This window comes from Nitrosomonas sp. Nm132 (genome assembly GCF_900100485.1).
Lineage (GTDB): Bacteria > Pseudomonadota > Gammaproteobacteria > Burkholderiales > Nitrosomonadaceae > Nitrosomonas.
Genome location: NZ_FNDH01000039.1, coordinates 1 through 25,407 on the forward strand (window position 1 = coordinate 1; position 25,407 = coordinate 25,407).

Consider the following 25,407-nt stretch of genomic DNA (forward strand, 5'->3'; position numbering starts at 1 on the left):
ATGTATTTCTTTGCCATTGGCCCACTTCCATTCTACGTTGAAGCTCGAGAGTATGGGGAGCTTTAGCCGACATTTCAAGAATGACTGAGTACTAGTCTTTCCCCAGGCAGCAAACTCTGCCATCACTTTATGCGACCCAATGCGGCGATTGTGGCACACACTGATCTTGGTCGAATCAATAAAGCTGATCCCGCTGCAGCGCCCAAAGCGGCTGACCAGAAAACAGCACAAAGGCATCAGGCTACCTGGCAGCAGCTCAACAAAGCGGTTGTAACTTACTAACCCCGGATAATAGGGCCGCTGATATCTCAACACCTGGCCCAGATAACAGGACTTAAACGTCCGGTAACCCGACAGATGAACCCCCACCACGATTGTCATGATTTCGCTTAGACACAATTCCCCTCGCCGCCGACGTCGCTTCAGCGCCAACTCCAACTCCAACTCCAACAAGCGCTGCTCGCTCCCACCACGCTTCAAACCTCTGAAAAAAGTCGTCAATCGCACAAAAAATCGCTAGGGTCTGTTGACATTTCATATAGGTAGCCACAGGTATCCACACGCGATAGCTACCATACTTTCGTAATTTCTCTTGAGTTTGTCGTATCGTGTTGCTATTGCCCGATACTGCTTTAGTCGTGCAAAGGCGTTTTTCACCAAATGCCGGTACCTATACAAGCCCCAATCCATATCTGCGTTACCCTTTAGCGAATTGCGCTTTCTTGGGATCACGGCCCTGGCTCCTTTCTTTATGATCTGCTCACGTATGCACTCACTGTCATAGCCCTTATCCGCTACAATCGCCTGCGCATCAGGTAACTTGGCAATCAGCTCCGGTGCCACAGAGCAATCATTCACATCTCCACCGGTAATTTCAAATTCAACCGGCAAACCACAACTATCTATAGATGGAATTCCAGCATCCAAAAACCTCGGGTAAGTCCCGTCACGGACAACCAACCCACATTCGGTATAGCACACCTTCCACCGTCATGCGCAGATTGCGCTTGTTATAAATCGCTTCTTGAAGCAGAATCTTCTCCAGCTTCGGCCAGAACTCATCAGTGAGCATCAGTCGGGCATCACAAACTCGTTTTGTGGGGGGTGTAAAAACCTCACAATATTACGAGTTTACTTCGACTTATGAAATACTTGCCTCAAAGCGTCAACAGACCCTATAGTATCCATAAGAACCTGACCCCTCATCGTGATGAAACCCTTTTCCAAAATAGCTTCATCATAATAAGGAATTCAGGTTCTTTTTGCTGCTTTTCTTATGTCGAACTCACGTTAGGTAAGCAGATTTGCTCATCAAAGCTGTTGCGCTAGCCATGCTGGGAAAGTGTTGGCTGTTTATCGGCATATTCCTTTTTGATTAAAGCCACTAAATTCTTACCGGACTTGAATAACTATCCCTGGTTTGAGCCACTTGCTGAGCTTATCAATTTGCGCATTGGTTAGCGCAATACAGCCATTGGTCCAATTGAACTGCTTATGAACCTTGTGATCTCCCTGCCCTAGCCCATGAATACCCAAATGACCACCCAGCGGCGTATCCTGAGGAGGAGTTCGTCCCGTTTCAATTGCATTGATAATGGATTGCCACGTTTCTTTAGTAATCCGGTTTTCTGCCAGAGCGAGATCAGCAGTCTCTCGATTTGGATAATCAAAGACAAAGAAGCGGTGATAACGGCTTGATTCTTTGATCCTGCCAATCCGGAAACTACCGAGTGGCGTTCTGTTATCGCCCATCATTCTGGCATTGCTGGCACCAAAGCGTCCGATCGCAATATTGTCAAAAATAACTTCTACCGCCTTTCCCTTCATGACCGATAAGGTCAAATTCTGGGTATCCACATTAATCCAGATATCGTTATGTGCGTTGACTGGATTGAAAGCTAACAAGCATAAAATCAATATAAGTAATCTGCTGTACATTGGAAAAAATGAGAAGATGGTTAAGGATAGCTTTTTTAATCTGGTAAATACAGTTGAATCACGTTACGATATTTTTGAAAATCGCGCAGTTCAGAGGCATCATTATTGTCTGATTATTTAATTTCGTTATGTGTTATGTGTCTGGCTATTCTTGTATGTGTTGAAGAATTGTCCCGGAAGATTACGCGATCGTCAATCTAGGCAGTATGCGTCGAGAGGTTTCGCTGGCTCTGCCAAATAATCTCCAGGCAGGAGATTATGTTATTTGTGCATGTGAGCTCCGTGTTACAAAAAAATAGATTCTACCGAAGCAGAGTATACTTTGCTTTGACGCTATTTACCGAGATGCAAGTCAAAGATGCCGCTTTCCTGATGAGTCAGGAATATGTGAAGTATAGAGATGAATTCCGTGGTGGTATATTGGCAAAAAAATTGCTGCCCATATTGTACGGCTACGACGGCAAGAAGCTGCCAAGCAAAGTATACAGCAGCTCCTTGGCATTTGAGTTGACGCGAATGTTATGCTATTGCTAAGAATGTGCTTGTACTTCTGCGAACCCAATTTGGACAACGCTTACCTTTTGGCCAGATTCTTTCGTCCACTTTGCCGAATCTATTTTCGTAGAGAATGGAGTGCCAGAAGTCGTTAACGAGTGCTGATGGAACCAGAGGAAAATCCCGATTCTCCAAGATGACATCCATTACGGTAATGGTACAGGATATTTCCTGATTTTATTAATGGTTGACTCATTTAGCTTTCAGTTTATTTGCCTTGGATCGATGAATATGGAAAACAAAATTCGGCTAGCTATTCTAAGTACGAGAAATGTATTTGAACCTGGCAGTAGCTTCCACAGTCAGAAATTTCCTGTGATAAGCTGGTACAACTGTCGGCTTTCCTGAAATTGAATGGAGGATTAAAAGATGCTTCGTTCTCGCCAGCATATTCGCATTCTTTTTTTAATGACAGTACTGTTGATCAAGCTCTTAACCGTGTCCGCTGCGAAGGGCAGTGATTCCTTTCCGCTGCAGCGTTTTCTTGATCTTGAAATTCAAGGTATTTCACTGAGTACACTGCCAGAAGATATTCCGGTCATACTGGAAGCAGCGGGTTATTTCCAGTCTGGGAATTCGACTTTTATCAGGGACACGCCGTTGCCGGGAGGGCGAAAATCGATTTACCGGATTGAACTGGAAGACACACCTGAGCATCGCAGTATTACCTACTTCCGGGGAGAAAGCGGTGGGAGAAATAAAAGTTCGGTAGAAAGGAACAGGCCTGTTCCTGACAATGAAGCGGTTTGGGCCAGAGCGATTTATGAACTGGTTTGTTTGCATGTGCCGGATGCAATTAGCAAAGCTCGTGCCTGCCAGCCGGTTGTTGACTGGGAAATTCGCTTCGGAGAGGGCAGCTTCTTGAGTATTTCTGATAATGCTGGCGCCCAGGTTGATGCAGCGGGCGCGAGCACAACCCTTGGGGTAACATATTTCAAAAAATAATCAGACAGTTCATGACAACAATTCATAGTTTTGTACCGGTAGCAGATGAACATGCCGAGATTCTCATTCTTGGCAGTATGCCGGGGGATGCATCCTTAACTGCGGGACAATATTATGCGCATAAGCAGAATGCGTTCTGGCGGATCATGGCAGAACTGCTGTGTTTTGATCCTGCGATACCTTATGCGGCCAAGACCCAGGCGCTGCGATCAGCGCGTATTGCGTTATGGGATGTGCTTCATTCCTGTAAAAGAAGCGGCAGCCTGGATTCTATGATTGAGATTGGAACACAAATAGCCAACGATTTTTCGACCTTTTTCCGCGCACATCGCAATATCACCCATGTTTACTTTAACGGTACCAAAGCAGACACTTGCTTCAAGCAACTGGTCGCACCCAAGATCGAAAGCGGCATATTTCGTTACACTCGGTTGCCTTCAACCAGTCCGGCTAACGCCTCGATTCCTTTTGAGCGTAAGCTTGAGGCATGGCGAGTGATTCTTGAACCTATTCGCGCTGAAGCAACTCAAAATTCTGAGTGCGCTAATCTGAACATGGAAGGAAATCGCTCGCGTTAAAGCGTGCCTCCCAAGAGTTATTTTTTCTGAATATTTGAATTTCATTTCTGCGATATTTGTAGACCATTGCTGCATTCACTTGGTAAGTTAGGTCGGAATTAGCATCTACGATAAATATTCCTGCTTGCCCTTGTCGCCGGGCCATTTCTCCAAAATATGTAGAGAGGATGGGCAGTCCTAATGCGCGATATTCATAGTATTTGATGGGGTCAATCGAAGCAGTCAGGTCGCTGCACTTAAAGGGGATCAGGCCGACCGAGAATGCTTGCATCAGTCCGATTGCAGTCACGTGATCGCATGCAGGGAACAATCTAATATTGCAGGGTAAAGGTTCTGGAACTGATGTATAGACAGGACCGATCAAGTGAATATTCAAGGATGAGTTGGCTTGTGCCAGTGCAAGTACAAACGGCCAGTCAAACCAGTGGCCAATCGTGCCGAGATAGCCTATAACCATGTCCTCGGACTGTTTCTTGATTGCATCAATGGGAGGAAGCGTTTCTACCGTACAAGCATTATGAACTACAGTCAGTTTTGAATGATAGGCGGAGAAGCGTTCTGCCAGAGTGGTCGAAGAAACCGAGATGCGTGAGACGCTATCGGCAATTCTTTGTTCCCGGCGCGCCATAGCAGCTCTCGATAGGCCTTGGTAAAAGGCCGGGAAATCATCCATGGCATCATAGAAAGAAGATATGGCAGGATACTGGGCGAGTACCTGTAGCGCCAGCTCAGAAGGTTTACCAATGCCTAGCAGTGTTCCGCCATGCTGCATGAATTGATCAATTATTCGCAGAATGTCACGCCACAACAACCAGCGAGAGATAAAGCTTGCTCCTGGTAATGGTTCGATCGGTAACAGATGAGGGCGAATGACCGTTAACCAATTCGGTATCTCTGCTTTCACCGTTTGAGGATTGGCAAAGATCCTTGTAGTCTTGATCCTTCTGAGATCCGTCCATTTGGGTAAGCGCGTTGGGTAGGGGTCTACCCAAAGTACGTTCCCTCCGTACTTGTGATGAAACCATTCAACAAACTTGTGGGGGCGTTGTACGAAGCTATTCCATGGCAAAGGAGAAAGATAGACCAGTTGCATTAGCTAAAATGCTCCCTCAGCACGTTCACAATGCGCTCAGCGGCATGACCATCTCCATAGGGAGAAGTACCTTTCACCATTGCTTGGTAGGCTGTTGTGTCATCCAGAAGGCGTTGTGTTTCTTCCACGATCTGGCCGTAATGAGACCCTACCAGTTTTGCAACCCCTTGCTCGACTGCTTCGGGGCGTTCTGTTTCGTTGCGAAGCACCAGAATAGGCTTTCCCAAAGCTGGCGCTTCTTCCTGTACTCCTCCTGAATCTGTCAAGATTAGGAAAGATCGTTTTAGAGCCGCGACGAAATGGACATAATCCAGCGGTGCAGAGAGATGGATATTGGGCTTGTTTGCCAGTAGGCTATTAACGATGTTGGTTACGTTAGGGTTTGGGTGGACGGGGAAGAGAAATTCAACTTCTGGATTGTTCTGCGCAAGCGCTTGTATGGCATGGCAGATATTACGTAACGGTTCACCAAAATTTTCACGGCGGTGGGCGGTAATCAGCACAAGGCGTTTATTTGGATCAACCTGAGCAGGAAGTTCGATATTTTGAGCTGCCACCACCAGCAGTGCATCGATGACCGTGTTGCCAGTAATAAAAATATTTTCATCAGCCACGCCTTCACGTAACAGATTCTGGTGCGATCCTTCGGTTGGTACAAAGTGCCAATGCGCTAATTTTCCCGTAATGACACGATTAGCCTCTTCTGGAAAAGGATTGCTGATATTCCAGGTACGTAAACCTGCCTCGACATGACCAACCGGAATGCGATGATAAAAACAGGCCAATGCAACCGCCATTACTGTAGTGGTGTCTCCCTGTACTAATACAGCATCCGGTTTCTCAGCCAGCAATACGTCGTCCAAATCCAGCAGCAGTCGCGCAGTCAAGGTCGTCAACGCTTGATTGGGGCGCATGATATTCAAATCGATATCGGGTTCAATACTAAAAAAATTCAACACCTGATCAAGCAGGTGACGGTGCTGCGCCGTTGCCAGAACGCGTAAATTAACCCATGGTTCGTTCTTCAATGCCTGGATCACGGGCGCCATTTTGATAGCCTCGGGACGGGTACCAACTACACAAAGTATTTTTTTTGTCAAGATAGCCTCAAGGAAGACAGTAATTGCTTCCAATCATCAATAAAAGATTGAGCAGAAAATCTATCCCTAAGACTCACTGCGGCTGTTTTTGCGGCATGGTTATTATCGAAAACATTTTCAATACTCGTGGATAATTCTTCAATGTTGCCAAGCTTATATGTTAATAAAGATTCAAAACCATTCACCAAAAAGAGGTGCTCATTAATATTCGAGAGGAGGACGGGCATACCGGAAGATATTGCCTCGGCAGCGGACAGGCCATAAGATTCACCTCTGGATGGTGAAACAAATATCCCTCCAGCATCTCTTACCATCTCCAATAGTTGATTTGTAGATAAGAAAGGGACAGGTGGCAGCAAAATAACTTTAGAAGTAATCTGCCGATTTTCTATTTCTTGCTGAATATCTATTTCATTGGATTGAGGACCACACAGGATGATCATAAATTCATGAGGTCTTTTCTGCTCAAGAAGCAGAAAGGCGTCAAGTAGAGATAATGGGTCTTTAAGTTTATCCATACGACCAAAAAACAAGATGGGCTTTAGATTCCATTTGGGCCGTCTGGAATTAGAATCAACTCTAATGGAAGCAATATCCCAAGGCACAAAATTACGAAGCTCATTAATAGGAAATGTAGTATTACCCAATTCGTATCGTATCTTTTTGCCAAATATTTGGGATGGCACGATAATGCCTTCACAATCGCTGGGCAGGTTTTGCAAATATTGACGGTTCTCAGGGTATGAAGTATGACATTCCACTAAATACCGAAGTCTCTGCCGCTTACATATCTCGAAAGCTTGAGGACAATCGATACAGAAGACGAAATCATAATAAGATCCAAAGTCTTGTGATACGAAAACTTCAGCTTTAATTCCGTGAGCTTTTATAGCTTGCTGTAGAGAAAATAGACCTGCGGAGTTATTTAGAAAAATGATATCTGCTATTACATCTGGGGCATAATTTTTAAAAGCAATCAGGCGATTCAATAACACTCGTTCGACACCACCAAAAGTAGCCCACGGATAAACAAAGCAAACCTTAACAGACATACAGCATCCTTATTTTTCGGCTTGTTTCAAGCTGAGCTTTTAGATGAGAAAAGCGAGTTCGCCAAGTTGAATGCTGCAAAAATGCTTCCAAGTGTTCATCATCTGGCATATCAATCGCCAGTAATTCATTTAAGCAAAGAAATATATCTTCACGACTTGAATATACTGTCGCCGGGTAGTCTTTAATATGCTTAATGCCAGTAACTAATGTTGGAAGTCCAAAGTAAAGGTACTCGTAGATTTTAATCGGATCAACGGCGCTGGCTAGCCTTCCTTCACGGAACGGAATTATTCCGGCACTCCAGCAGCGAACATAGTTATGTAGCCCATTAGGGTGAATCTTTCCTATTAGAGTAATATTTTCAATTGATCTGACTCTGGCATTAGCCCATTCGGGTTCGCCGTAACCGATGATTTCAAATTTAATTTCTTTATTTGATTCCGCCAATTCAAAAAGTAAATTCCAATCGAACCAAGCATCCGTTAAGTGACCAAAGTATCCGACAATTTTTTCAGTAGCCTTTAACGTGCCTGCAATACCACGCTTATCTAAACCGATAACTTCAGCGCAATAGCCATTTCCGATAATTTCGATATCTGTACGCAGATATGAGAATTTCTCGGATAAGGAAGGAGCGACGGCGCATACAAAATCACTCTGGAGAATTAGATTATCTTCAACATCGCGTTTGTACCACGGTGCTTGCCTCACCCTGTGAAATTCTTCCCATTCATCCATAATGTCATAGACAATAGAAAAACCATGTTGCCGTAAAATGGGTACTAGATTAACAAGTAAGGGCGCTGGGAGTGTCAGTAAAAATAGAGAATCAAGGTTATTAGTAACTAATGAATTGGCGTTATCGATAAATTCAAACAAAGGGACTTGATGGATGTTTCTCCATACTTGACAACATCCTTTGGACAACTTTTCATCCCGTGTCCATTGCCAAGCAACATATAAGACGAAATAATCCTCTTCTGCGAAATATTTAGCTGCGTTAATAGGACGCTGGTTCACAAGCTCGTCGAACTCAAAGGCGCATGGTATCACCGCAATTTTTGTAGATTGATTTGCCATTTTCAACCAAGATGGACAATATTCCTCTCCACCGACAGATTGAGCGTTAGGTTGTTCGGCATAGTGGTACAAACTTGCGAGGTGCCGAGTAACGTACTTGTGGCGTAAGTTGTTTAGACGTTTTCTTAGAAATTCTGGTAACTTCCAATAAATCGATTTAATAATTTGGTATCGTTCGTGGGGTGATTTGAAGAACCTAGCAGCATGTTTTATCCATCTCAACGGACGAGTCAATCGCCACGATATGGATGTTGTTATCAAATCTAACTGTTTGCTATACTGGGTAATGATTTGATTAAGGCCGATGATTTTTCTGTCGCGCTCAGCAACGGCCTCGTTGAGGCCGATGATTTTTCTGTCGTGCTCAGCAACGGCTTCGCTGAGGTCGATGATTTTTCTGTCGCGCTCAGCTCCAGCTTGATTGAGGCTGGAGATCTGTTCGCTTTGCTCCACTATCATCTGATTAAGATTAGCAATTTGCTCGTCTTGTTCTAGCATCGTCTGATTAAGGCTAGCAATCTGCTTGTCTCGCTCCGCCACAGCTTGATTAAGAGTAACAATCTGACTTTCGGTATCTACCTGCTCAATGAGGCAATCCTTCAAAGCTAATCCCAAGTCGTCTATCCACCTAGGGTCGGCGTAGACCAAGAGAATCTGCTCTCCACCCCAAAGCGTATTTGGAAGAGTTCCGCAATCAACTACTCGCGACCAAACCAACCTGAATCCATTCTTTAACACTAATGGAATAGTCTCGGGCAGAAAGGAATAAAAATGCTCATCAATCCTTTCGAGTTCCCTGTAAGGCAGTATCAACGCAATCGCTTTTTTTGCATGATTAGCAATGGAGAGTAATACCTTATAGGGCTTGTGGAAATGCTCTAAGGTATTAGATGAGAAAACAATATCAAACGATTCGCCTTGGCCTGCGCTTGACAGTAACCAATCATCGTTGATGAAGCGAATAGCAGGATAGCGCTCGGTAGCTTGTTCTATGGCATTTGCAGAAAAATCAATACCCACAATCTGTTGAGGATCGATATAGCTGGCCCAGACATCAGTTCCATCTCCTTGCGCGCATCCCCAATCAGCAAGTGTCAGGGCTTCTCTTCTCAATTGCTCAATTAGCCATTTTGGTAAATGTTCAATGGCAGTTCTGGCAAAGAAGCGGGATTGTTCAGGTCCATTGCAGTGTTCCCAGTCATCTGTAAACCGACGATCCCAGTATAAATTGGAATTGATGGGCTCCTTAACTATCATTAGTTCACCATGATCAACTGTTCAATAGGGGGTTGGAAAAGGCCGAAAAAGCGCTCTTTGGCAAGTGAAGAAAAATAGTGTGCACCTTCAAAATATTCATAATAGTGGATATCGTTGTATTGGCGATTTTCAACAGCAGCAACCAGTAGATATTTTCCTGTGACTAATGGATTGATTAGTCTAAATGAAACACTGAAACGATCTTTCTCGGGTAGTTGTTTATGTTCGAAATCGCGAGTTGTCGAGACGATCAAGTCCGTTCCCTTTAGATCTTTAATGGAGAATGCGATACTGAGATATTCGCGAGATATTTCTGCTGGCACAGATAAATCGATAAATATTTCGATTTCCTCTCCCCACGCATATATATTTTTTCGAGTGCCGTGTTTATCGCGCACAAATGCAGACAAAATGATGTTTTTGCAAGAACCCCAGTGTGTGACAGGGCGAGAATCCAGGGCTATTTCAGGCATTGGTTCGAACGCATTGAGAATTGCTATAGGGTTCTTTTCAGAGGTTATGTCCTGAACCAGATCCCTGGGTTTTGATGAACTGGTGTTTTGCTGTGCGGTGATTTCGCTTTGTAATGCTTCTTCGCTGGAGTGCTCGTCCTTAAACATGAACGCCATATAGCGGTCGGTTACAGGAAAAACTTCTCCTTCTTCAACCATGCGGCCTTGATCTAGCCAGATTGCTCGGTTGCAGAGAGTACGAACAGAGGAAACATCATGGCTAACAAATAGAACGGTAGTACCCTGAGTGATGATATCCTTGATGCGACGCATGCACTTGGCTACAAAACGTGCGTCGCCTACTGCCAGTGCTTCGTCAACGATCAGGATTTCCGGATCGAGATGAATCGCAATAGAGAACGCTAGTCGTGCATACATCCCACTGGAGTAGGTTTTTACAGGTTGATCAAGAAAATCTCCAAGCTCAGAAAAAGCTAATACTTCCGCCATTCTTTCTTCCATATCTTCCTTGGAGAAGCCAAGAATAGCTGCATTGAGTAATACGTTCTCTCGCCCTGTAAATTCGGTGTTAAAGCCAGCCCCAAGTTCGAGTATCGCTGCGATCCGCCCGCGTGTATCAACTACACCAGAGGTTGATGAAACAGTACCGCAAATTATTTGCAGTAAAGTCGATTTTCCGCTGCCATTTCGTCCGATGATGCCAACAGTTTCTCCTTTGGGAACAGTAAACGAGATATCGCGTAATGCCCAGAATTCACGGAAAAACTGCTTTTTTCCATATGCTAGCATTTGCAGTAGCCTGTCCCGGGGCTTATCGTAAATGTGGTAGCACTTACTCAGACCCTCGACTTTGAGGACTATCTCAGAGGACATCTGCAAATCCTTTGCGCGTTTTTTGGAACCAGGCAAAGCCTAGCCAGGCATTCGCTGCTGCAAGCACGGTATAGATAGCCCAGGCATGCCAATCTAATCCTTTGCCCCAGATCATCACGTCACGCGTTTGTTCAATAATGAGTGTTAACGGGCTGATCTGCATAATCAGGTGATACTCCTCTGGCAAAGCAGTGATAGGGTAGAAAATCGGGGATAGAAACATAAGCGCAGTCGTCATCACTCCAATAATTTGACTGACATCACGCAGATACACTCCCAGTGAAGCCAGGAACCAGCTCAGTCCCAGGGTCATCAGAAAAAAGGGAATCAATACCAGAGGGAACAGTAAAAGAGTCGCCTGTGGAATACCAAAAAATATCAAGTAAAAAGCCAGCCAGACAAACAGGCTGATCAACAGATGAAAAGCAGCAGAGCCCATGGCTACGACAGGGAGTATTTCCAGAGGGAACACCACTTTCTTAACATAGTTCACATTTCCTAGCACGAGTCCAGGTGCCCGGTTGATACATTCTGCAAACAGGTTATAAACCATGAGTCCGGCAAAAAGCACCAGGGCAAATTCCGTTCTGGAGTCGGTGCCACCTTCCCAGCGTGCTTTGAAGACCACACTGAATACAAAGGTATAAACAGTCAGCATCAGTACCGGATTAAAAAATGACCATAATAGCCCCATAATGGAACCACGATAGCGGCCAATGACTTCTCGTTTAATCAGATTATAAATCAAGCCCCGGTTGGTCTTGAGCGAGCGGAGTAGCGTGAAGGGAGAGATCGATCGTGCGGCGTGCGGATTCAAATTAAAGCTCCGGCTTACATAAGGGTTTTTCTAATCTTGCAAGGTGAATAAAGAGTTTCCAGGAGATTCAATTGCGCAGAAAGACGGAAGGAAGATCCTAAAAATGGTTCAATCTCGCTAATGATATATTAAATAATTGTGACAATAGTAGCATGTGCGCTTATTTTCCAGCAATGATGGTCATAGCACAGTTTTCATCTGCTACTCTCAACAGCAATCCCTTGAGGTAGGCGCCTTCCGGAAAACTCAATAAGATGGGATGATCAGGAGCTGCCATCTGCTGATCGATAATGTGTGCGCTAACGCCTGCATCCAAAGCAGCCCCGGCAACGATTTTCTGAAACAGATCGTTACTGATGCCACTGGAGCAGGAATAGGTTGCCAATATTCCACCCGGTCTGAGTAATTTGAAACCGAGTAGATTGATATCCTTGTATCCACGCGCTGCCTTGGCTGCAAATGCAGCAGTTGGCGCAAATTTAGGTGGGTCGAGAATGATCAGATCGAATTGTCGATTCTGGTCGCGTAATTTGCGCAGCATTTGAAACACATCGGCACATTGCCACTGCAAGGAGTCTACATCCAGTCCGTTAAGCGCAAAATTACGTTGCGCGAGTGCTAGCGCATTGCCTGATGAATCAACAGACAGGATTGATTTGGCGCCTCCTTGATTTGCGTATACAGAAAAGCCCCCGCTGTAGCAAAAACAATTGAGTACTTCCTTGTCTTTTGCCAAAGTACGAATTTTTGCGCGATTATCCCGTTGGTCCAGATAGAACCCCGTTTTTTGTCCATGGGCGACATCCACTGCAAAATGCAAACCATATTCTTTAATCGTCAGATCATGTGGCAATTCACCCCATAACGCCCCTGTGCGTTTGGTCAGGCCTTCTAATTCGCGTACCTCAGTATCGGAACGCTCGTAAATGCAGATTGGGTCACATAACGCCTTTAAGATGTCCAGCAGGGTTTCGCGCCAGCGTTCTACACCCATACTGCCTATCTGGATAACCAGCACGCGATCATAGCGATCCACCACCAAACCAGGCAAGCCGTCGGATTCTCCGTGCACCAGGCGAAAACCTGTACTCTGCTGCGACACACCCAAGTCTTTGCGAAGCGCTATTGCCTGAGTGAGCTTGCGGTAAAAGAATGCGTCGTCAATGCGCTCGTCTTGCTGCCAAGACCACACACGCGCTGCAATAGGTGCTTGGGAATGATAGGCGGCATGCGCAAGAAAGGCACCCTGGCTGGTGTATATCGGTACGGTATCGCCATTGCTCGGGTAGCCTGCTACACGGTCAATCGCGCCTGAATAGACCCATGGGTGCCGACGCAACAGGGATTTTTCTTTTCCTGCCTTGAGGATGATTTTCTTCATGAAATTTTAGGTGGTGAGCTCAGCAATCAAATCATTTCTTTATTGGGTAGATCATCATCAGGTGCAACATCAGGAATGCGTGTAATGCAATCAAGCCATATTGTCGCTTCACTGTCGCTCGGGGCTCGATAATCTCCACGGGGCGAGAGTGAACCGCCCGATCCTACCTTGGGGGCATTGGGGATGCAGCTGCGCTTGAATTGGCTGATTTGGAAGAATCGATAGGCGAAAACGCGCAGCCAGTGCTTGATTTCACCAATGGTGTATTGGTTTCTCCGGTTCTCGGGGATGTTGGGCCAGCGGCCTTGTACACGGTTACGCCAGCTACAATAGGCCAGAAAAGCAATTTTTGTCGGCAGGTAGCCAAACCGTGTTGTGTAATACAAATTGAAATCCTGCAATTCATAGGGACCCATAATGGCTTCCGTGCGTTGAGAGGGTTGATTGCTATCTGCTGTTCCCGGAACTAACTCGGGGCTGATTTCCGTATCCAGGATTGCACGAAGCACACGGCTTGCTTCATTACCGAGCTGATCGGTGTCAGCAATCCAGCGAATCAGAAATTGAATCAGTGTCTTGGGCACGCTGGCATTGATGGCGTAGTGTGACATGTGGTCACCGACGCCATAAGTACACCAACCTAAAGCCAGCTCGCTCAGATCGCCGGTGCCAAGCACCAAGGCATGATGGTGATTTGCGAGGCGAAACAGGTGGTTGGTGCGTTCACCTGCTTGCACGTTTTCAAACGTGACATCATAGACCGGTTCGCCGTGGATGAAGGGATGGTCGAGATCGCGCAGCATTTGCTCGCAACTTGGCCGGATATCGATTTCATGCGCAGTGCAGCCTATCGCTTGCATCAGGTCCCTGGCATTGGCCAAGGTGTGTTCGCTGGTGGCAAATCCGGGCATAGTGTAGGCGAGAATGTGCGTATGCGGTAAGTGCAGGACATCCATCGCACGAGCTGCCACGATGAGCGCATGGGTGGAATCCAGCCCTCCTGAAATACCGATAATGATCTTCTGGATGCCCGTATGCTTCAGTCGCTTCACTAAACCCTGCACCTGGATATGGTAGGCCTCAAAACAATGCGCATCGCGTGTAGCGGGATCGGCGGGAACATAAGGAAAGCGATCATACTGGCGCTGACAAAGTAACTGAGTGCTCGTTGGGAAATGGATCTCAAAGGAAATTTCACGGAATGACCGGACTTCTTGTTGATGATGGTGCGCACTTTGACTGAAACTATTTTGCCGCATGCGTTCCTGAATCAGGCGATCCAGATCAAGATCAGCGAATATCAGTTGAGAGCCTTCCTGAAATCGGCTCGATTCAGCGAGGGGCGTGCCATTTTCATAAACCATGGCGTGGCCATCCCAGGCGAGATCCGTGGTCGATTCGCCAGTGCCGGCAGCTGTGTAAAGATACGCCGCGAGACAGCGTGCCGACTGATTGGCTACCAGGCTACGACGATAGGTATGTTTGCCGATCGTAATATTAGAGGCGGAGAGATTCAGCAGCAGGGTGGCACCTGCAAGAGCTGCGTGACATGAAGGGGGAACCGGCACCCAAAGATCCTCGCAGATTTCCGTAAAAAAGCTGAGGTGCGGCTGGTTTTTCGCTCGAAACAATAATTTTTCCCCGAACGGGATGGCGCTTTGGCCGCATAACGTGATGGTGTCGCAGCTGGCTGCAGCAGCAGGGGCAAACTGCCGCAACTCATAGAATTCCCGATAATTAGGAAGGAAGGTCTTGGGGACGATACCGAGAATACGGCCGCGATAAACAATAGCGGCACAATTGAAGAGGAGGTGATTCACCTGCAGCGGTAATCCGACGAGCGTAATGAGTTCAAGCTGCTTTGAAGCAGTCAATATTTTGTCGAGCGCATTGATTGCGCCCTCAAGCAAGGTCTGTTGATGGAATAAATCTTCACATGAGTAAGCTGTTAATCCCAGCTCCGGAAAAAGGGCGAGAATGGCATGCTGTTCAGCCGCTTGTGCCATCAGTGTGATGGTTGCAGAGGCGTTAAATACTGGATCAGCCACACGCACATCCGGTATGCCCACCGCGACACGTATAAAGCCATGGCGATAGAGATTGAAAAATTCTGCGTCTGTTTGCATAAGCTAAGCAGTCGGTAGAAAGCGCATCGATAAATCGAGCGCTTTGACATCTTTGGTCAGACTGCCGACAGAGATTCTGTTTACCCCGGTTTCCGCAACCGCACGAACGTTTGCCAAGGTGATATTTCCTGAGGCTTCCAGAATCGCGCATGGGTTTGTCAGTTGTTGATTCAACGCGACCGCTTCATACAATCCTGCCGGATCAAAATTATCCAGCAGGATCATGGTTGCACCGGCAGTTAGCGCTTGTTGTAACTCATCCAGCGTTTCGACTTCAATTTGTATAAACACACCCGCAGGTGCGATCTCTTTTGCCTTTTGCAAGGCGAGCTTGATGCCTCCTGCAGCAATGATGTGATTTTCCTTGATGAGTATGCCATCATGCAGACCGAAGCGATGATTCTCGCCGCCGCCGCATTTCACCGCGTATTTTTGAGCGAAGCGTAACCCGGGTAGGGTTTTGCGCGTATCGACGATCTTTGTGCCGGTGCCTGAAACGGCATCCACATAGCGCCGGGTTTGGGTGGCAACCGCAGAAAGCAGTTGCAGAAAATTCAACGCAGTCCGCTCCGCTGTCAACAAAGCCCGGGCGTTTCCGGTTATTTCACACAGTTTCTGATCAGCCTGAACGATCTCGCCATCCTGAACAAACCAGTTCAATTCAATGTTAAGTGAAAGTTGCCGGAAACATTCCTCAAACCAGGCAATACCACATATTACCGCTTGTTCTCTACTGATAACGCGGGCGAGCAACGTTTTATCAACGGGCACCAGCGATGCGGTCAAATCGCCTTTGCCGATATCTTCGGCCAATGCCAGAGTGACATTCTTCTTGATTTCTTCATGCCCTATCATGGATATTCAATCTTCACTATGCTTTTAATCGCTTCATTGTATAGCAATTGACTGGATCCTGATTCAGGCGATTCACATTCCTCATTTCTTCGTTCCAAAAATGAATGACCCGCTGCTATCTTTCCTTGGTTAAATAAAAATAAACCTGCTTCGCAAGGTGTCTATCTCTATGATAAGACAGGGTGTGGAAAATCCACACGGATGTATCGATTAGCAGTCTATTGCATGGAATGTAAGGTTATTTCTTACGTGTTTGCACGTATTTAATTGTTTTCTGTTTTCCGATAAATTGCCAATATGGTCAATAGCATCATGATGTAGGACCATAAATTATCTCTTTAATCATTTGATGTTGTTTTGCTTAAACGAGGAGGCTGCATGGAATCTACCGAACCATTTATCAAAAATACCAAGAAAAGCACATTGGTTATAAGCAGCAGATCTAATAATGAGCATTTGGAGGAAAATCGCTTCTGGCGTCTTGCCGCTGTATTTGCCTTGGCAATCGTCTTCGCCATTTTGGGATCCGCCCCGGCAAGTTGGGCGGCGCAGGGGGCGAGAGTCTCTGACGATGGTGAACAGAGGCACCGCGATGGACAGGCGATTTTTCGTTTCGATACCTTCGGTGACGAGCAACTGTGGACAGACGTGCTACGAATGCACGAAGTCATTGTGACGGTCAATCCGGCAACCGCGTTAGCCGTTGGCCTCAAGGTCGATGTTGAGGCCTTGCCGCAGGAGATCGTTGCGGCGCTTCTGGCTGGCCAGATTGATCTGACAAACTCCGCGGTGACAGTGGAACTGCTGCGCCTGAACGCAGTCGTCGGCGTGAAGGGTAGCTTCGACGAAGCAGGTCAGCTTGCCAAGGTCGGTGTGACGTGTGCGCTGTGCCACTCGTCTGTCGACAATTCGTTTGCGCCGGGCATTGGCAAGCGGCTCGACGGATGGGCCAATACCGACCTGAATGTCGGTGCGATCGTCGCATTGTCGCCGGCGCTGGACGATACAACCAAAACGGAGTTCAGTAACTGGGGGCCGGGTAAGTATGCTCCACGGCACCACTTCTTTGACGGAACCAACATCATTCCGCTCAATAGTCCCTCCAAGCCAATTGTCATTCCGCCGATCTATGGATTGGAGGGTGTTGGTTTCGAGACGTACACCGCGGATGGACCTATCTCCTATTGGAACAGTTATGTTGGCGTGGGGCAGATGGGCGGCCATGGGAACTTCAGCGATCCACGTATCGGCATTACCATCAAGCAGGCCCCGGATCTGGTCACATCGAAGCTGCCGGCCCTGCTGGATTATCAATTGAGCTTGCGGGCTCCAAAGGCTCCAGAAGGGAGTTTCGATCGAGCGGCTGCTCATCGGGGTAAGCGTCTGTTCCATAACGAAGCCGGCTGTACTATCTGCCATCAGTTGCCGAACTTCACTGACGTGCTGAGCGGCCCAGATCGGCGCGTGCCATTGCTGCATGATCCATCCGAAATTGGCAGGGACCCGACGTACGCCGCGAGATCTGCTACGGGAAAATACCGGACAACGCCACTGCGAGGCCTCCTGCAGCATCCGCCCTATTTTCATGACGGGAGTGCACCAGACCTCCCCGCCGTGGTCAATCATTATGACAACCACTTCAGACTGAATCTGACAACAGCACAGAAAGCAGATCTCGTCGAATACCTCAAGTCGCTCTAACAGCGCATCAAGTTAGAGGACGGGCACCCAAACGGCGGCACCACTCACACCGGACCGCTGTTATCGCTGGCAGCGTTGTGAAATACAACGCTCTCGTTGAAAGCCATCAGACGATGTACTGATTTCGCTTGTTCTCTGCTAAACCTGGAAGTGAGGATAGCGCGCGTAGTGATGTTCTCAGTGCCAAGGTTTGCTCAAGCAGCGCTATTTTCACTGCCTGATACTGGAGACGGAAGGTTCTCTTGCCTTCATGCAAATAGAGCGTTTATTCTACCTCTAGCCCGAATATTTCATAAATTGGCACGTGCCCTCACTTGTCCTTTGATTAATAAGAAAGATTTTGTTCAGTCAATCAAAATCCTGCGTGATCATCACGCGAATTTATGAAATATTCGGGCTAGGTGCAACAGTGTTTTTTTGTTATTTCCAATTCAAAAATGAAACATGAAGTCTATTAAATCGTTGTTGATATTTGCGGCAATGCTGATGATAATCAGGCCGGCATTGAGTCAGTCAGAGACTGTCTATCTAGAAAAAAAACAGTCAACGATGAGGCGGTATTTAACCGCTTTGCCCTGTGTGTTAACAAGTCGCATGAACCCGGCAGCATTCGCGGCCTTGCGTAATGCGTTGGAGGAATTTTGCCATATCGTCGCTTCATTTAATAATCTCAGCGGTTAAACATGAAATACTCAATTGAAGAAACCGGACCTGAAGCTGAGTATCAAACGCTGATGCAGGCGGGGGAGCTCAAGCCGGATGCGAATCAATTCAAAGCGGTGGCCTCATTGGAACGATTACACCGCGAATTGATCGATTATCCCGAGATTGGCAGTCAGCGTCGTGGATTCTCGTTTAAAAATGGGTGGCTTGCTGGCTTCTTCCCTTGGTCAGGAAAGGATAAGCCCACCCCTAAGGGTATCTATCTCTATGGCGGAGTAGGGCGCGGCAAGTCGATGTTGATGGATCTGTTTTTCTCTGTGGCGCCTACGACATCCAAGCGGCGGGTACACTTCCATGAATTCATGTTAGATGTTCATGCGCGACTTAAGGAAGCGCATGATCTTGCTGCACAGAAACGGGCGCAGCGGGGTGGGCGTGCCAGCGATACCGATCCGATTCCCGCTATCGCACGGGGAATAGCCCGTGAAGCGACCCTACTCTGTTTTGACGAGCTGCAAGTCACGGATATCGGGGATGCCATGGTGTTGACGCGATTGTTCACGGCGCTGTTTGATCAAGGCGTGATAGTGGTGGTGACTTCCAACAGGCCGCCCGATGATCTTTACAAGCACGGTTTGAATCGCCAGCGTTTTCTGCCTTTCATTGAGCAGATCAAGGAAAGGCTCGAGGTCGTTCCGCTCGATGGACTGATTGATTATCGCTACCACCGTTTGAAGGGCGCTGAAACGTATTATTTCCCGATTAATGAGGAAACCACCGCTCAATTATCGGCAACCTTTTTCCGCCTGACGGATCGACGTGTGGAAGATCGGGCAAAGGTGCCCAGCGAAACGCTAAATGTGCAGGGGCGCAAGCTGCTTGTGCCTAAAGCAGCGCGTGGCGTAGCGGTTTTCTCGTTCAAACGGCTATGCGCGAACCCGCTGGGCTCAGCAGACTATCTCGCCATCGCCAGAACCTATCATACCGTCATCATGGTTGCGATCCCACAATTCAGCCAGGAAAATAGCGATCAGGCCAAACGTTTCATCACTTTTATCGATGCGCTCTACGAGCATAACGTCAAATTCTTATGCTCGGCCGCTGTCTCCCCTCAAGCGCTGTATGCCGGAGGAGAGATCGGTTTTGAATTTGAACGTACGATTTCCCGCTTGATGGAAATGCAGTCAGAGGACTATCTGACCAGAGGGCATGGCAGGATTGTTGGGGATTAAAAAAACTACCTGCAGTTAGCGAATCATCAATGCTCGCATCTAAGGGGCTACCATTGAATTTGGCATAGATAAGTGGGTGAATATTTTGGTGTGAGTTATGTGATCGTGATTCGGCTGGCTAAATAGGTAGGTAGGGGGAAATGTCAATTGTATGGCCTGACACCTTTTTTTGGGGGGGGAATGCAGGATAACCAGCATTCCTATCACGACCGCTTATTGCGCTTGAAGATCCGAACGAGAACCCTATGTGTCAATAATTAATACCTTCCTAAGTTATGCTCAGCATCACGCATAGATTCATATTCAATAGATCTTTCAAGATAACCAATATATTTTTGAGCCCAAGATCTAACCTTCCTGCTTCTATGCTGAAGTAGTGAAGTCAGGGCATTTTTATCTGACTCCAAATACGGGACAAGCGAACCAGACCATTGCCTAGTTCTAAGATTTGCTGATAACGTACTTACGACTTCTGGATGCTCACCAAAATTCTCTAACAAAGCTACAAAAAGTGCAGTCGGTTGCATAAGACCACTTTCATCTAGCTCAAATATATTAATAGCACTCGCAACAAAAGAAGGAGCTATCTCTAGATATTCTTTACACCAGCTAATAACCAAATTAAGAGGTAATATAGAAAAAACGCTTGGTTGAGTATTAGTATACCTGTCAAGTTTTTCAAGAAGTAGTTGCAAAAAATGTAACTGCGTTGAATTAGCGGAAATAATTGCTTCGCTAAAAATTGGCCAGATATCCTTTCCATAAGATTGCATCATAACTCGCAGCAAAGGTTTTATCGAATTACTAATATCACCTATATCCAAATTTTCATTTGATGCAGCGATTATCTGTCGGCAAATATCTTCGCAAAACGGCAGCCCTTCAGTAACTAAAAGCTTCTTCGTAACCTCTTCCCAATGATACATATCAGAATGTCTGCTTTTACTTCTATAATCTAAGGAAACCTTCGTAACCAAAGTCCTTAAAGAGACCTTATTCTCAGCAAACTTGTTAGCATTGCCAAAACAATGCATGAACATAATATCAAGTGCGATCCAAGCGCTTTTAGCATCTATATCTGCTAATGCGAGACAAAAAGAAGAAATGTCGTCACCACTTAGATGAGCCGTAACGCTTCCATAGCTAAAAACAAAAACACTGTCAGTGCGTAAATATCCTCCCTTAATAAGCTTCAGAATATTGGATAGATGGTGATTTTGCATCTCTCCAGTACAAAGCATATGAGGGTAAAATTTAATGAGTTCTTTCCGAGACAAAAAATCTTCGAGGTGGCGATTCCAAACATTGGTAGAATTAGCATGAATACCACTTAATAGCCCTTTAAGAAAACTTATATTAGGGTTCTCAATACGCACAAGTTCAGCTATGACTAGCTCTAAAAAATTATCAATATTTTTAGATTCGATGGCCAGTCGTCTACCGAAAACCAAAGCTTGCTTTTGCTCGCCTGAGAGCAATAAAGGAATGTGCTCGACTAGGTCTTGAATGTTCGTGCTTAATTCAATAGCAAGCTGTTCAGCATTCTGTGCTGCAACATCAATGTAGTGACCTTCTTCATTTACTTCGTGTTCCCAAGGTGGAGCTACAACAATTATTTTTAATCTCTCAGCAAGATTTGTTACATCTGGAGTAAGTAAATTTAGCCAATTTTTGAGAGCGGTAATTCCCGCTTCAGGCATGCGTTGTGTATCATGTAGCAGTGCTTTTTTTATATTATCAAGTGCGTATGGCCAATAACGACCATTTAGCTCAATAACGCGTGTTATAGCATGATTGAGCATCGAAATCCTGCCATATCCGATCATCTCCCTAATGGAGCGTCCAATAACAATTTGAGCTTCTTGAGAGTTTTCATTATCTCTTTCAACAAATTTTATGAGCATCTCAAATATGGCATTCCAATAGTCAAAAATTTCCTGCCAAAATTTAGGTTGCCATTCTTGTAATGGTGCTTTTGTGCCCTGATGTTCAGCACCGATAAATCGACTTCCGCTATAAGTATTAATTGATGCCCCAAGTGCCTTAATAATAGCTTTATCCACATTGCTATCACCAAGCTCCATTGCTCTTTTAAGTAAACGCAGTCTTAACTCAAAATCAGCTTCTGTTCCAGAAAGATTTATCCGAAATAATTGAGCAAACAAACCAGTTGTATTATTACTGTAGCTTTCATTCTCAGCTGATGCCAGGAGCATTAAGCACCAAGCTGACTCTTCAAAAATAGAAGCATGAAAAACCAATTTTTCTAATGCCCAAACCAAATTCCTTCTAACATCACCAGAGATATTACTTAGTTCTTTGTGACTAAGGCTATCTAGTACACAAAACAAAGCGGAAGAGGTTGCAATGGGATTCACTTCAACAAATGAGCGGAAGAGAAGAGAACCCCTATTTGATAGAATCGCTTCCGCTTGGCCAAAAGGGCCCTGAGGCCCACACAGAGTCAGGGTTAATTGCTGAACCTCTGGTATAAATCCAAGCATCGATACTTGTAGGCAAAACGGTTCAACTAGCTCATCTGGCATTTCTTTCAAAAGAGATAGCTGGTCTTCATTACGTGTTTGATTCCACCAATCTGAAGCAAGAAGAACAGCTAGCGGCTTTGGAATTAGTTGAACATATCGACCGCTTATGTCTATCAAACCTCTTTTTTGGAATTTCTTTATACAGGCATAAAAATCTTGTGGTGGAACTCTTGCTGCTTTGTTTGCAATATATTCGTATTGATTAGAAACGTTTTCACTAAATCCTAGATTATCAAATAAAGAGCAGCTTCTTAGGATTGATAACTCAATTTCACTAATTTCGCCTAGAAGTCTTTTTGCGAGTACATCATCTGTTAACTTTCCCACCTCTGGATCGTTTGATAACCTAGCATCGGCAATTAGAACCGCCATCTGGGGAAACCCTTGTGCAAATTTCGCAACACGATCTAGATCTAAGATTTTTGAACCATATTCAGGCTCCAACAAAGCTCTAATTTGAACGGTATCAAGCGGTTCAATTTTATATTCCCTAGCATCATGGGCGGATATGCATTCCAAGTTATGGTCTAATGATACAAATAGAACTTGGCTATCTATTCTTCCTACTTCATCACTAAGATCTTTATGTAAATCCGGCTTACAGTTATCAACAATCAAAATACCTTTGTAACCTGAATCAATGGCTTGCTTCAACCAACTTCTCACACCAGGATTCTTTGTCGCTACATTTATGTATAAAACTTTGTCTTTTATATCTTGACTTGAAGACAATACTGCTTCATATATTAATCTAGTTTTTCCTAGCCCTGATAACCCTTTGAGCCTCACAGCCGAACGCACTTGTGCAAATTCTTTCTTTAGTGCATCGAATATTTCTTGTCTTTTATTATCTAAGCGAAACTCAAATTTAGACAGATTTGGGAGTTTCTGCCAACCAATAAAATTGCACCCTCCTGGTAGAGAAATCGGGAAGTTAGGCAAATATTTCTTCTTCAAAACTGCATTTTTAAAAATTAAGAAAGATAAATCTGAAGAAGATTGTGGCTTCACGACATTCACATGACCTACTCCGGGGATTTGCTTCGGCTCTAGATGCTGAAAAACTCCCTCCGCGCTATCTACAGTAACTATTTTGTCATTTCCAGCCACAACTATAGTCATTTCAACAGAAGCTTCGATTCTAGCTCGACACCAACTTTCATTTAACAGTTTAATGAAATCAGCTTGTTTATTTAATTGATAGAGATGAGGGTTTTTAAAAAGAGATACTTTTCCAACGAATGTTGCTAGGCTCGCACCTCTGTTTGGTACTGCATATAGTATTGCCTTGCTAACTTTTGATTGTCGTTCAGCCACCACTTCTTCTAAGAGGTATTTTCTAATTACAAGGCCACCCATACTATGACCAACAAGTACAATTTCATCGGCATCACGATATTTTTCATCAATAATTGTCTTTAATGATTTAGCTAAATCTTCGATAGCTTGGTATTTGGGCTGAAGAAAGTAAAAAAGCTTTAATCCCCCAAATGGTGTTGGATAAGTCATAAAGCTGATACTTACATCCAGCTCAGAATCCTCTCTAATAAGTCGAGGAAAATCACCCCATGTTGACTCATCACCACCCAAACCATGTACGAAAATCACTTGAGTATTCACATACACTCCATGTTTAATCTAATCAGCATTATTATTCATTTAAATAAACCCACACAAATGGGGTCTACCATTGAATTTGTCAATGACACCGGTTATCAAGAAGCGTAGCATAACTTGTGATGGGGATGTGGCTCACGGGGTCCGTTGCGGATAATTCCGACTAACTCGACTCTGAAATGCCGCTCCTGTCATCCGCATCATTCTGGCTATATCACGTTCAATATCGATTTCAGCTACAGTACGACGCGTTGGATTTTGAGAGTTTGGCAAGTGTTCTCGTTGCCAGCTCAAAAAACGCTGCTGTAACTTACGCTCAGCTTCCTGTCCTCGTTTTTCCAAAAGCAAACGCATAGTTGCACGCATATCATCTAACGACTGGGTTGCAATCCAGTTAGCGATGTCGGGATCAACGTAAGAAGGGACAGGTCTATATTTAATATCATAAAATATAGACCTGTCCCTGAGGTATTTCTGAGGTATTTACACTGAACGAGCCAGCAATTATCATTGGAAAAATAACATTTGAATCCCTACCTTACCACAGGAAATAAAATAGAATCGAAAATGCCTAGCGTATATAACTCTATCATCGTTAGCGCGCCCATTGAAGCGGTATGGGAGCGTATCTCAGATTTCCATGATTTTTCATGGGCACCGTCGATTATAAAACGGTGCGAAAACGTGGGAAGCAAAGGAGGAACAAGCGTCGGTGCAAAGCGGCTTTTGAACGGAAGTTTTCTAGATACTTTAATTGCATATAGCTCATTAGATCATCGCATTACCTATTCTATTGATGATGCACCTTTTCCAATATCTCCAGCAGAAATTAGTAATTATGTCGGTGATTTACATTTGCTACCGATTACTTCAGAGGGAAAAACATTTGTGGAATGGAGTGGCCGGTGGGAATCAAACGGAACAGAGGCCATAAAATTTATGAACGATATTTACGTAATATTATTGAAGGATCTCGCTGCTCAATTCGATTCTCAGTTCTTCTAATTAAATTTTCCCTCAGCTCGCGTAGGGCGCAATCGTTATTGCGCCGAATGAAAAATATTCGATGTAATACGCTTTGCTGATTGGCACCCTACTTACTGGAATCTGGGGCACTACACACACTGAGTGACAATCTCTAACGGTCGCATCCTCAGCATGGCGGGAATACCGTCTGTTATCACAGGCATGCTTCTGCCAACGGCAACCGCAACAAGGCGGTGCGCTTGGAGGCAGCGAGTTTATCGGCTGCTTCATGCAGCATATCTTGACCAAAGGGTTCAAGCATAAAGGGGTCACCCATTAGCCATCCTAAGTCAAGAGCACAAACAAAATTCTCGCCATTCGGCGATAAAATAACAAACGATAACACCATTGTTGAACGTTTTTTTGCTGAAATTGCTCGCGCCCTTTGCTTCAAATTATGGTAATGTCATTAATCGCACCAGTCACCCATCAGGATCAAGTGAAAACAAACCAGCTGCACCAGTTGTTTTCACCCTGGCAGCCAAGCCGCCCCAGAAG

20 protein-coding genes and 1 pseudogene are annotated in these 25,407 nt (G+C 45.3%); 6 read left to right on the forward strand and 15 right to left on the reverse strand.

Annotated elements, in window-relative coordinates:
- From BLP80_RS15275 to BLP80_RS11745, 3 genes and pseudogenes are all read right to left on the reverse strand, one after another.
- Nucleotides 1-507: transposase (locus BLP80_RS15275; protein WP_305367316.1), on the reverse strand; the 507-nt coding region annotated here is incomplete at its 3' end.
- A gap of 27 nt (nucleotides 508-534) precedes the next feature.
- Nucleotides 535-1,072 (reverse strand): annotated as a pseudogene (locus tag BLP80_RS11740) (IS5 family transposase).
- Between the two features lie 320 nt (nucleotides 1,073-1,392).
- On the reverse strand, nucleotides 1,393-1,905 hold the full coding sequence (locus BLP80_RS11745; RefSeq protein WP_256325076.1) for a L,D-transpeptidase: 513 nt from the start codon (nucleotides 1,903-1,905) through the stop codon (nucleotides 1,393-1,395).
- 957 nt (nucleotides 1,906-2,862) lie between these two features.
- Here BLP80_RS11745 and BLP80_RS11755 point away from each other — a divergent pair.
- Nucleotides 2,863-3,438, forward strand: a complete 576-nt coding sequence (locus BLP80_RS11755; RefSeq protein WP_090543466.1) for a hypothetical protein — start codon at nucleotides 2,863-2,865, stop codon at nucleotides 3,436-3,438.
- Between the two features lie 11 nt (nucleotides 3,439-3,449).
- Nucleotides 3,450-4,016 carry a DNA-deoxyinosine glycosylase gene (locus BLP80_RS11760; protein ID WP_090543468.1) on the forward strand — a complete coding sequence of 189 codons (567 nt, stop codon included), beginning with the start codon at nucleotides 3,450-3,452 and terminating at the stop codon, nucleotides 4,014-4,016.
- On the opposite strand, the gene BLP80_RS11765 is transcribed toward BLP80_RS11760, so the two are convergent.
- From BLP80_RS11765 to nadC, 9 genes are all read right to left on the reverse strand, one after another.
- Nucleotides 3,982-5,109 (reverse strand): glycosyltransferase family protein, encoded by a 1,128-nt coding sequence (locus BLP80_RS11765; RefSeq protein ID WP_090543470.1) that lies wholly within the window; start codon nucleotides 5,107-5,109, stop codon nucleotides 3,982-3,984. The genes BLP80_RS11760 and BLP80_RS11765 overlap by 35 nt on opposite strands.
- On the reverse strand, nucleotides 5,109-6,209 hold the full coding sequence (wecB, locus tag BLP80_RS11770) for a non-hydrolyzing UDP-N-acetylglucosamine 2-epimerase (protein ID WP_090543472.1): 1,101 nt from the start codon (nucleotides 6,207-6,209) through the stop codon (nucleotides 5,109-5,111). The genes BLP80_RS11765 and wecB overlap by 1 nt, the downstream gene beginning before the upstream one ends.
- Entirely contained in the window at nucleotides 6,206-7,261 is a 1,056-nt protein-coding gene (locus BLP80_RS11775) for a glycosyltransferase family 4 protein (RefSeq protein WP_090543474.1), read from the reverse strand. The genes wecB and BLP80_RS11775 overlap by 4 nt, the downstream gene beginning before the upstream one ends.
- Nucleotides 7,251-9,599 carry a methyltransferase domain-containing protein gene (locus BLP80_RS11780; protein ID WP_090543476.1) on the reverse strand — a complete coding sequence of 783 codons (2,349 nt, stop codon included), beginning with the start codon at nucleotides 9,597-9,599 and terminating at the stop codon, nucleotides 7,251-7,253. The genes BLP80_RS11775 and BLP80_RS11780 overlap by 11 nt, the downstream gene beginning before the upstream one ends.
- Nucleotides 9,599-10,945, reverse strand: a complete 1,347-nt coding sequence (locus BLP80_RS11785) for an ABC transporter ATP-binding protein (RefSeq protein ID WP_090543478.1) — start codon at nucleotides 10,943-10,945, stop codon at nucleotides 9,599-9,601. Before BLP80_RS11785 ends, BLP80_RS11780 begins: the two co-directional genes overlap by 1 nt.
- Nucleotides 10,935-11,762 carry an ABC transporter permease gene (locus BLP80_RS11790; RefSeq protein WP_090543480.1) on the reverse strand — a complete coding sequence of 276 codons (828 nt, stop codon included), beginning with the start codon at nucleotides 11,760-11,762 and terminating at the stop codon, nucleotides 10,935-10,937. Before BLP80_RS11790 ends, BLP80_RS11785 begins: the two co-directional genes overlap by 11 nt.
- 160 nt (nucleotides 11,763-11,922) lie before the next feature.
- The gene (locus BLP80_RS11795; RefSeq protein WP_090543482.1) at nucleotides 11,923-13,143 is read right to left on the reverse strand and encodes a class I SAM-dependent rRNA methyltransferase; all 1,221 of its coding nucleotides are present in this window, start codon (nucleotides 13,141-13,143) and stop codon (nucleotides 11,923-11,925) included.
- A gap of 26 nt (nucleotides 13,144-13,169) precedes the next feature.
- The gene (locus BLP80_RS11800; protein WP_090543484.1) at nucleotides 13,170-15,269 is read right to left on the reverse strand and encodes an NAD(+) synthase; all 2,100 of its coding nucleotides are present in this window, start codon (nucleotides 15,267-15,269) and stop codon (nucleotides 13,170-13,172) included.
- 3 nt (nucleotides 15,270-15,272) lie between these two features.
- On the reverse strand, nucleotides 15,273-16,124 hold the full coding sequence (nadC, locus tag BLP80_RS11805; RefSeq protein WP_090543486.1) for a carboxylating nicotinate-nucleotide diphosphorylase: 852 nt from the start codon (nucleotides 16,122-16,124) through the stop codon (nucleotides 15,273-15,275).
- Between the two features lie 378 nt (nucleotides 16,125-16,502).
- Here nadC and BLP80_RS11810 point away from each other — a divergent pair, with 378 nt between their 5' ends.
- The 3 genes from BLP80_RS11810 to zapE all read left to right on the forward strand — a co-directional run bounded on the left by BLP80_RS11810 (nucleotide 16,503) and on the right by zapE (nucleotide 19,720).
- The gene (locus BLP80_RS11810) at nucleotides 16,503-17,825 is read left to right on the forward strand and encodes a hypothetical protein (RefSeq protein ID WP_090543488.1); all 1,323 of its coding nucleotides are present in this window, start codon (nucleotides 16,503-16,505) and stop codon (nucleotides 17,823-17,825) included.
- Between the two features lie 444 nt (nucleotides 17,826-18,269).
- The gene (locus tag BLP80_RS11815; protein ID WP_090543490.1) at nucleotides 18,270-18,506 is read left to right on the forward strand and encodes a hypothetical protein; all 237 of its coding nucleotides are present in this window, start codon (nucleotides 18,270-18,272) and stop codon (nucleotides 18,504-18,506) included.
- A gap of 2 nt (nucleotides 18,507-18,508) precedes the next feature.
- Complete coding sequence (gene zapE, locus BLP80_RS11820) at nucleotides 18,509-19,720, forward strand: cell division protein ZapE (RefSeq protein ID WP_090543492.1); 1,212 nt, start codon at nucleotides 18,509-18,511, stop codon at nucleotides 19,718-19,720.
- Nucleotides 19,721-19,977: 257 nt separating this feature from the next.
- Here the strand turns inward: zapE and BLP80_RS11825 are convergent, their stop codons facing one another.
- Both BLP80_RS11825 and BLP80_RS16355 read right to left on the reverse strand, forming a co-directional pair.
- Complete coding sequence (locus BLP80_RS11825; protein ID WP_090543494.1) at nucleotides 19,978-23,886, reverse strand: alpha/beta fold hydrolase; 3,909 nt, start codon at nucleotides 23,884-23,886, stop codon at nucleotides 19,978-19,980.
- Between the two features lie 132 nt (nucleotides 23,887-24,018).
- Complete coding sequence (locus BLP80_RS16355) at nucleotides 24,019-24,237, reverse strand: hypothetical protein (RefSeq protein ID WP_256325077.1); 219 nt, start codon at nucleotides 24,235-24,237, stop codon at nucleotides 24,019-24,021.
- Nucleotides 24,238-24,408: 171 nt separating this feature from the next.
- Here BLP80_RS16355 and BLP80_RS11835 point away from each other — a divergent pair, with 171 nt between their 5' ends.
- On the forward strand, nucleotides 24,409-24,888 hold the full coding sequence (locus tag BLP80_RS11835) for an SRPBCC family protein (protein WP_256325078.1): 480 nt from the start codon (nucleotides 24,409-24,411) through the stop codon (nucleotides 24,886-24,888).
- Nucleotides 24,889-25,063: 175 nt separating this feature from the next.
- Here BLP80_RS11835 and BLP80_RS16360 read toward each other — a convergent pair whose 3' ends face one another.
- Nucleotides 25,064-25,186 carry a hypothetical protein gene (locus tag BLP80_RS16360; RefSeq protein WP_256325079.1) on the reverse strand — a complete coding sequence of 41 codons (123 nt, stop codon included), beginning with the start codon at nucleotides 25,184-25,186 and terminating at the stop codon, nucleotides 25,064-25,066.
- Nucleotides 25,187-25,407 lie beyond the last annotated feature (221 nt).

What these genes read in the sequence shown, in the direction of transcription:
- BLP80_RS11755 (WP_090543466.1), top strand. Translation starts at nt 2,863, where the DNA reads ATGCTTCGTTCTCGCCAGCATATTCGCATTCTTTTTTTAATGACAGTA.
- BLP80_RS11760 (WP_090543468.1), top strand. Translation starts at nt 3,450, where the DNA reads ATGACAACAATTCATAGTTTTGTACCGGTAGCAGATGAACATGCCGAG.
- BLP80_RS11765 (WP_090543470.1), bottom strand. Translation starts at nt 5,109, where the DNA reads ATGCAACTGGTCTATCTTTCTCCTTTGCCATGGAATAGCTTCGTACAA.
- BLP80_RS11775 (WP_090543474.1), bottom strand. Translation starts at nt 7,261, where the DNA reads ATGTCTGTTAAGGTTTGCTTTGTTTATCCGTGGGCTACTTTTGGTGGT.
- BLP80_RS11780 (WP_090543476.1), bottom strand. Translation starts at nt 9,599, where the DNA reads ATGATAGTTAAGGAGCCCATCAATTCCAATTTATACTGGGATCGTCGG.
- BLP80_RS11785 (WP_090543478.1), bottom strand. Translation starts at nt 10,945, where the DNA reads ATGTCCTCTGAGATAGTCCTCAAAGTCGAGGGTCTGAGTAAGTGCTAC.
- BLP80_RS11795 (WP_090543482.1), bottom strand. Translation starts at nt 13,143, where the DNA reads ATGAAGAAAATCATCCTCAAGGCAGGAAAAGAAAAATCCCTGTTGCGT.
- BLP80_RS11800 (WP_090543484.1), bottom strand. Translation starts at nt 15,269, where the DNA reads ATGCAAACAGACGCAGAATTTTTCAATCTCTATCGCCATGGCTTTATA.
- nadC (WP_090543486.1), bottom strand. Translation starts at nt 16,124, where the DNA reads ATGATAGGGCATGAAGAAATCAAGAAGAATGTCACTCTGGCATTGGCC.
- BLP80_RS11810 (WP_090543488.1), top strand. Translation starts at nt 16,503, where the DNA reads ATGGAATCTACCGAACCATTTATCAAAAATACCAAGAAAAGCACATTG.
- BLP80_RS11815 (WP_090543490.1), top strand. Translation starts at nt 18,270, where the DNA reads ATGAAGTCTATTAAATCGTTGTTGATATTTGCGGCAATGCTGATGATA.
- zapE (WP_090543492.1), top strand. Translation starts at nt 18,509, where the DNA reads ATGAAATACTCAATTGAAGAAACCGGACCTGAAGCTGAGTATCAAACG.
- BLP80_RS16355 (WP_256325077.1), bottom strand. Translation starts at nt 24,237, where the DNA reads ATGCGTTTGCTTTTGGAAAAACGAGGACAGGAAGCTGAGCGTAAGTTA.
- BLP80_RS16360 (WP_256325079.1), bottom strand. Translation starts at nt 25,186, where the DNA reads ATGGGTGACCCCTTTATGCTTGAACCCTTTGGTCAAGATATGCTGCAT.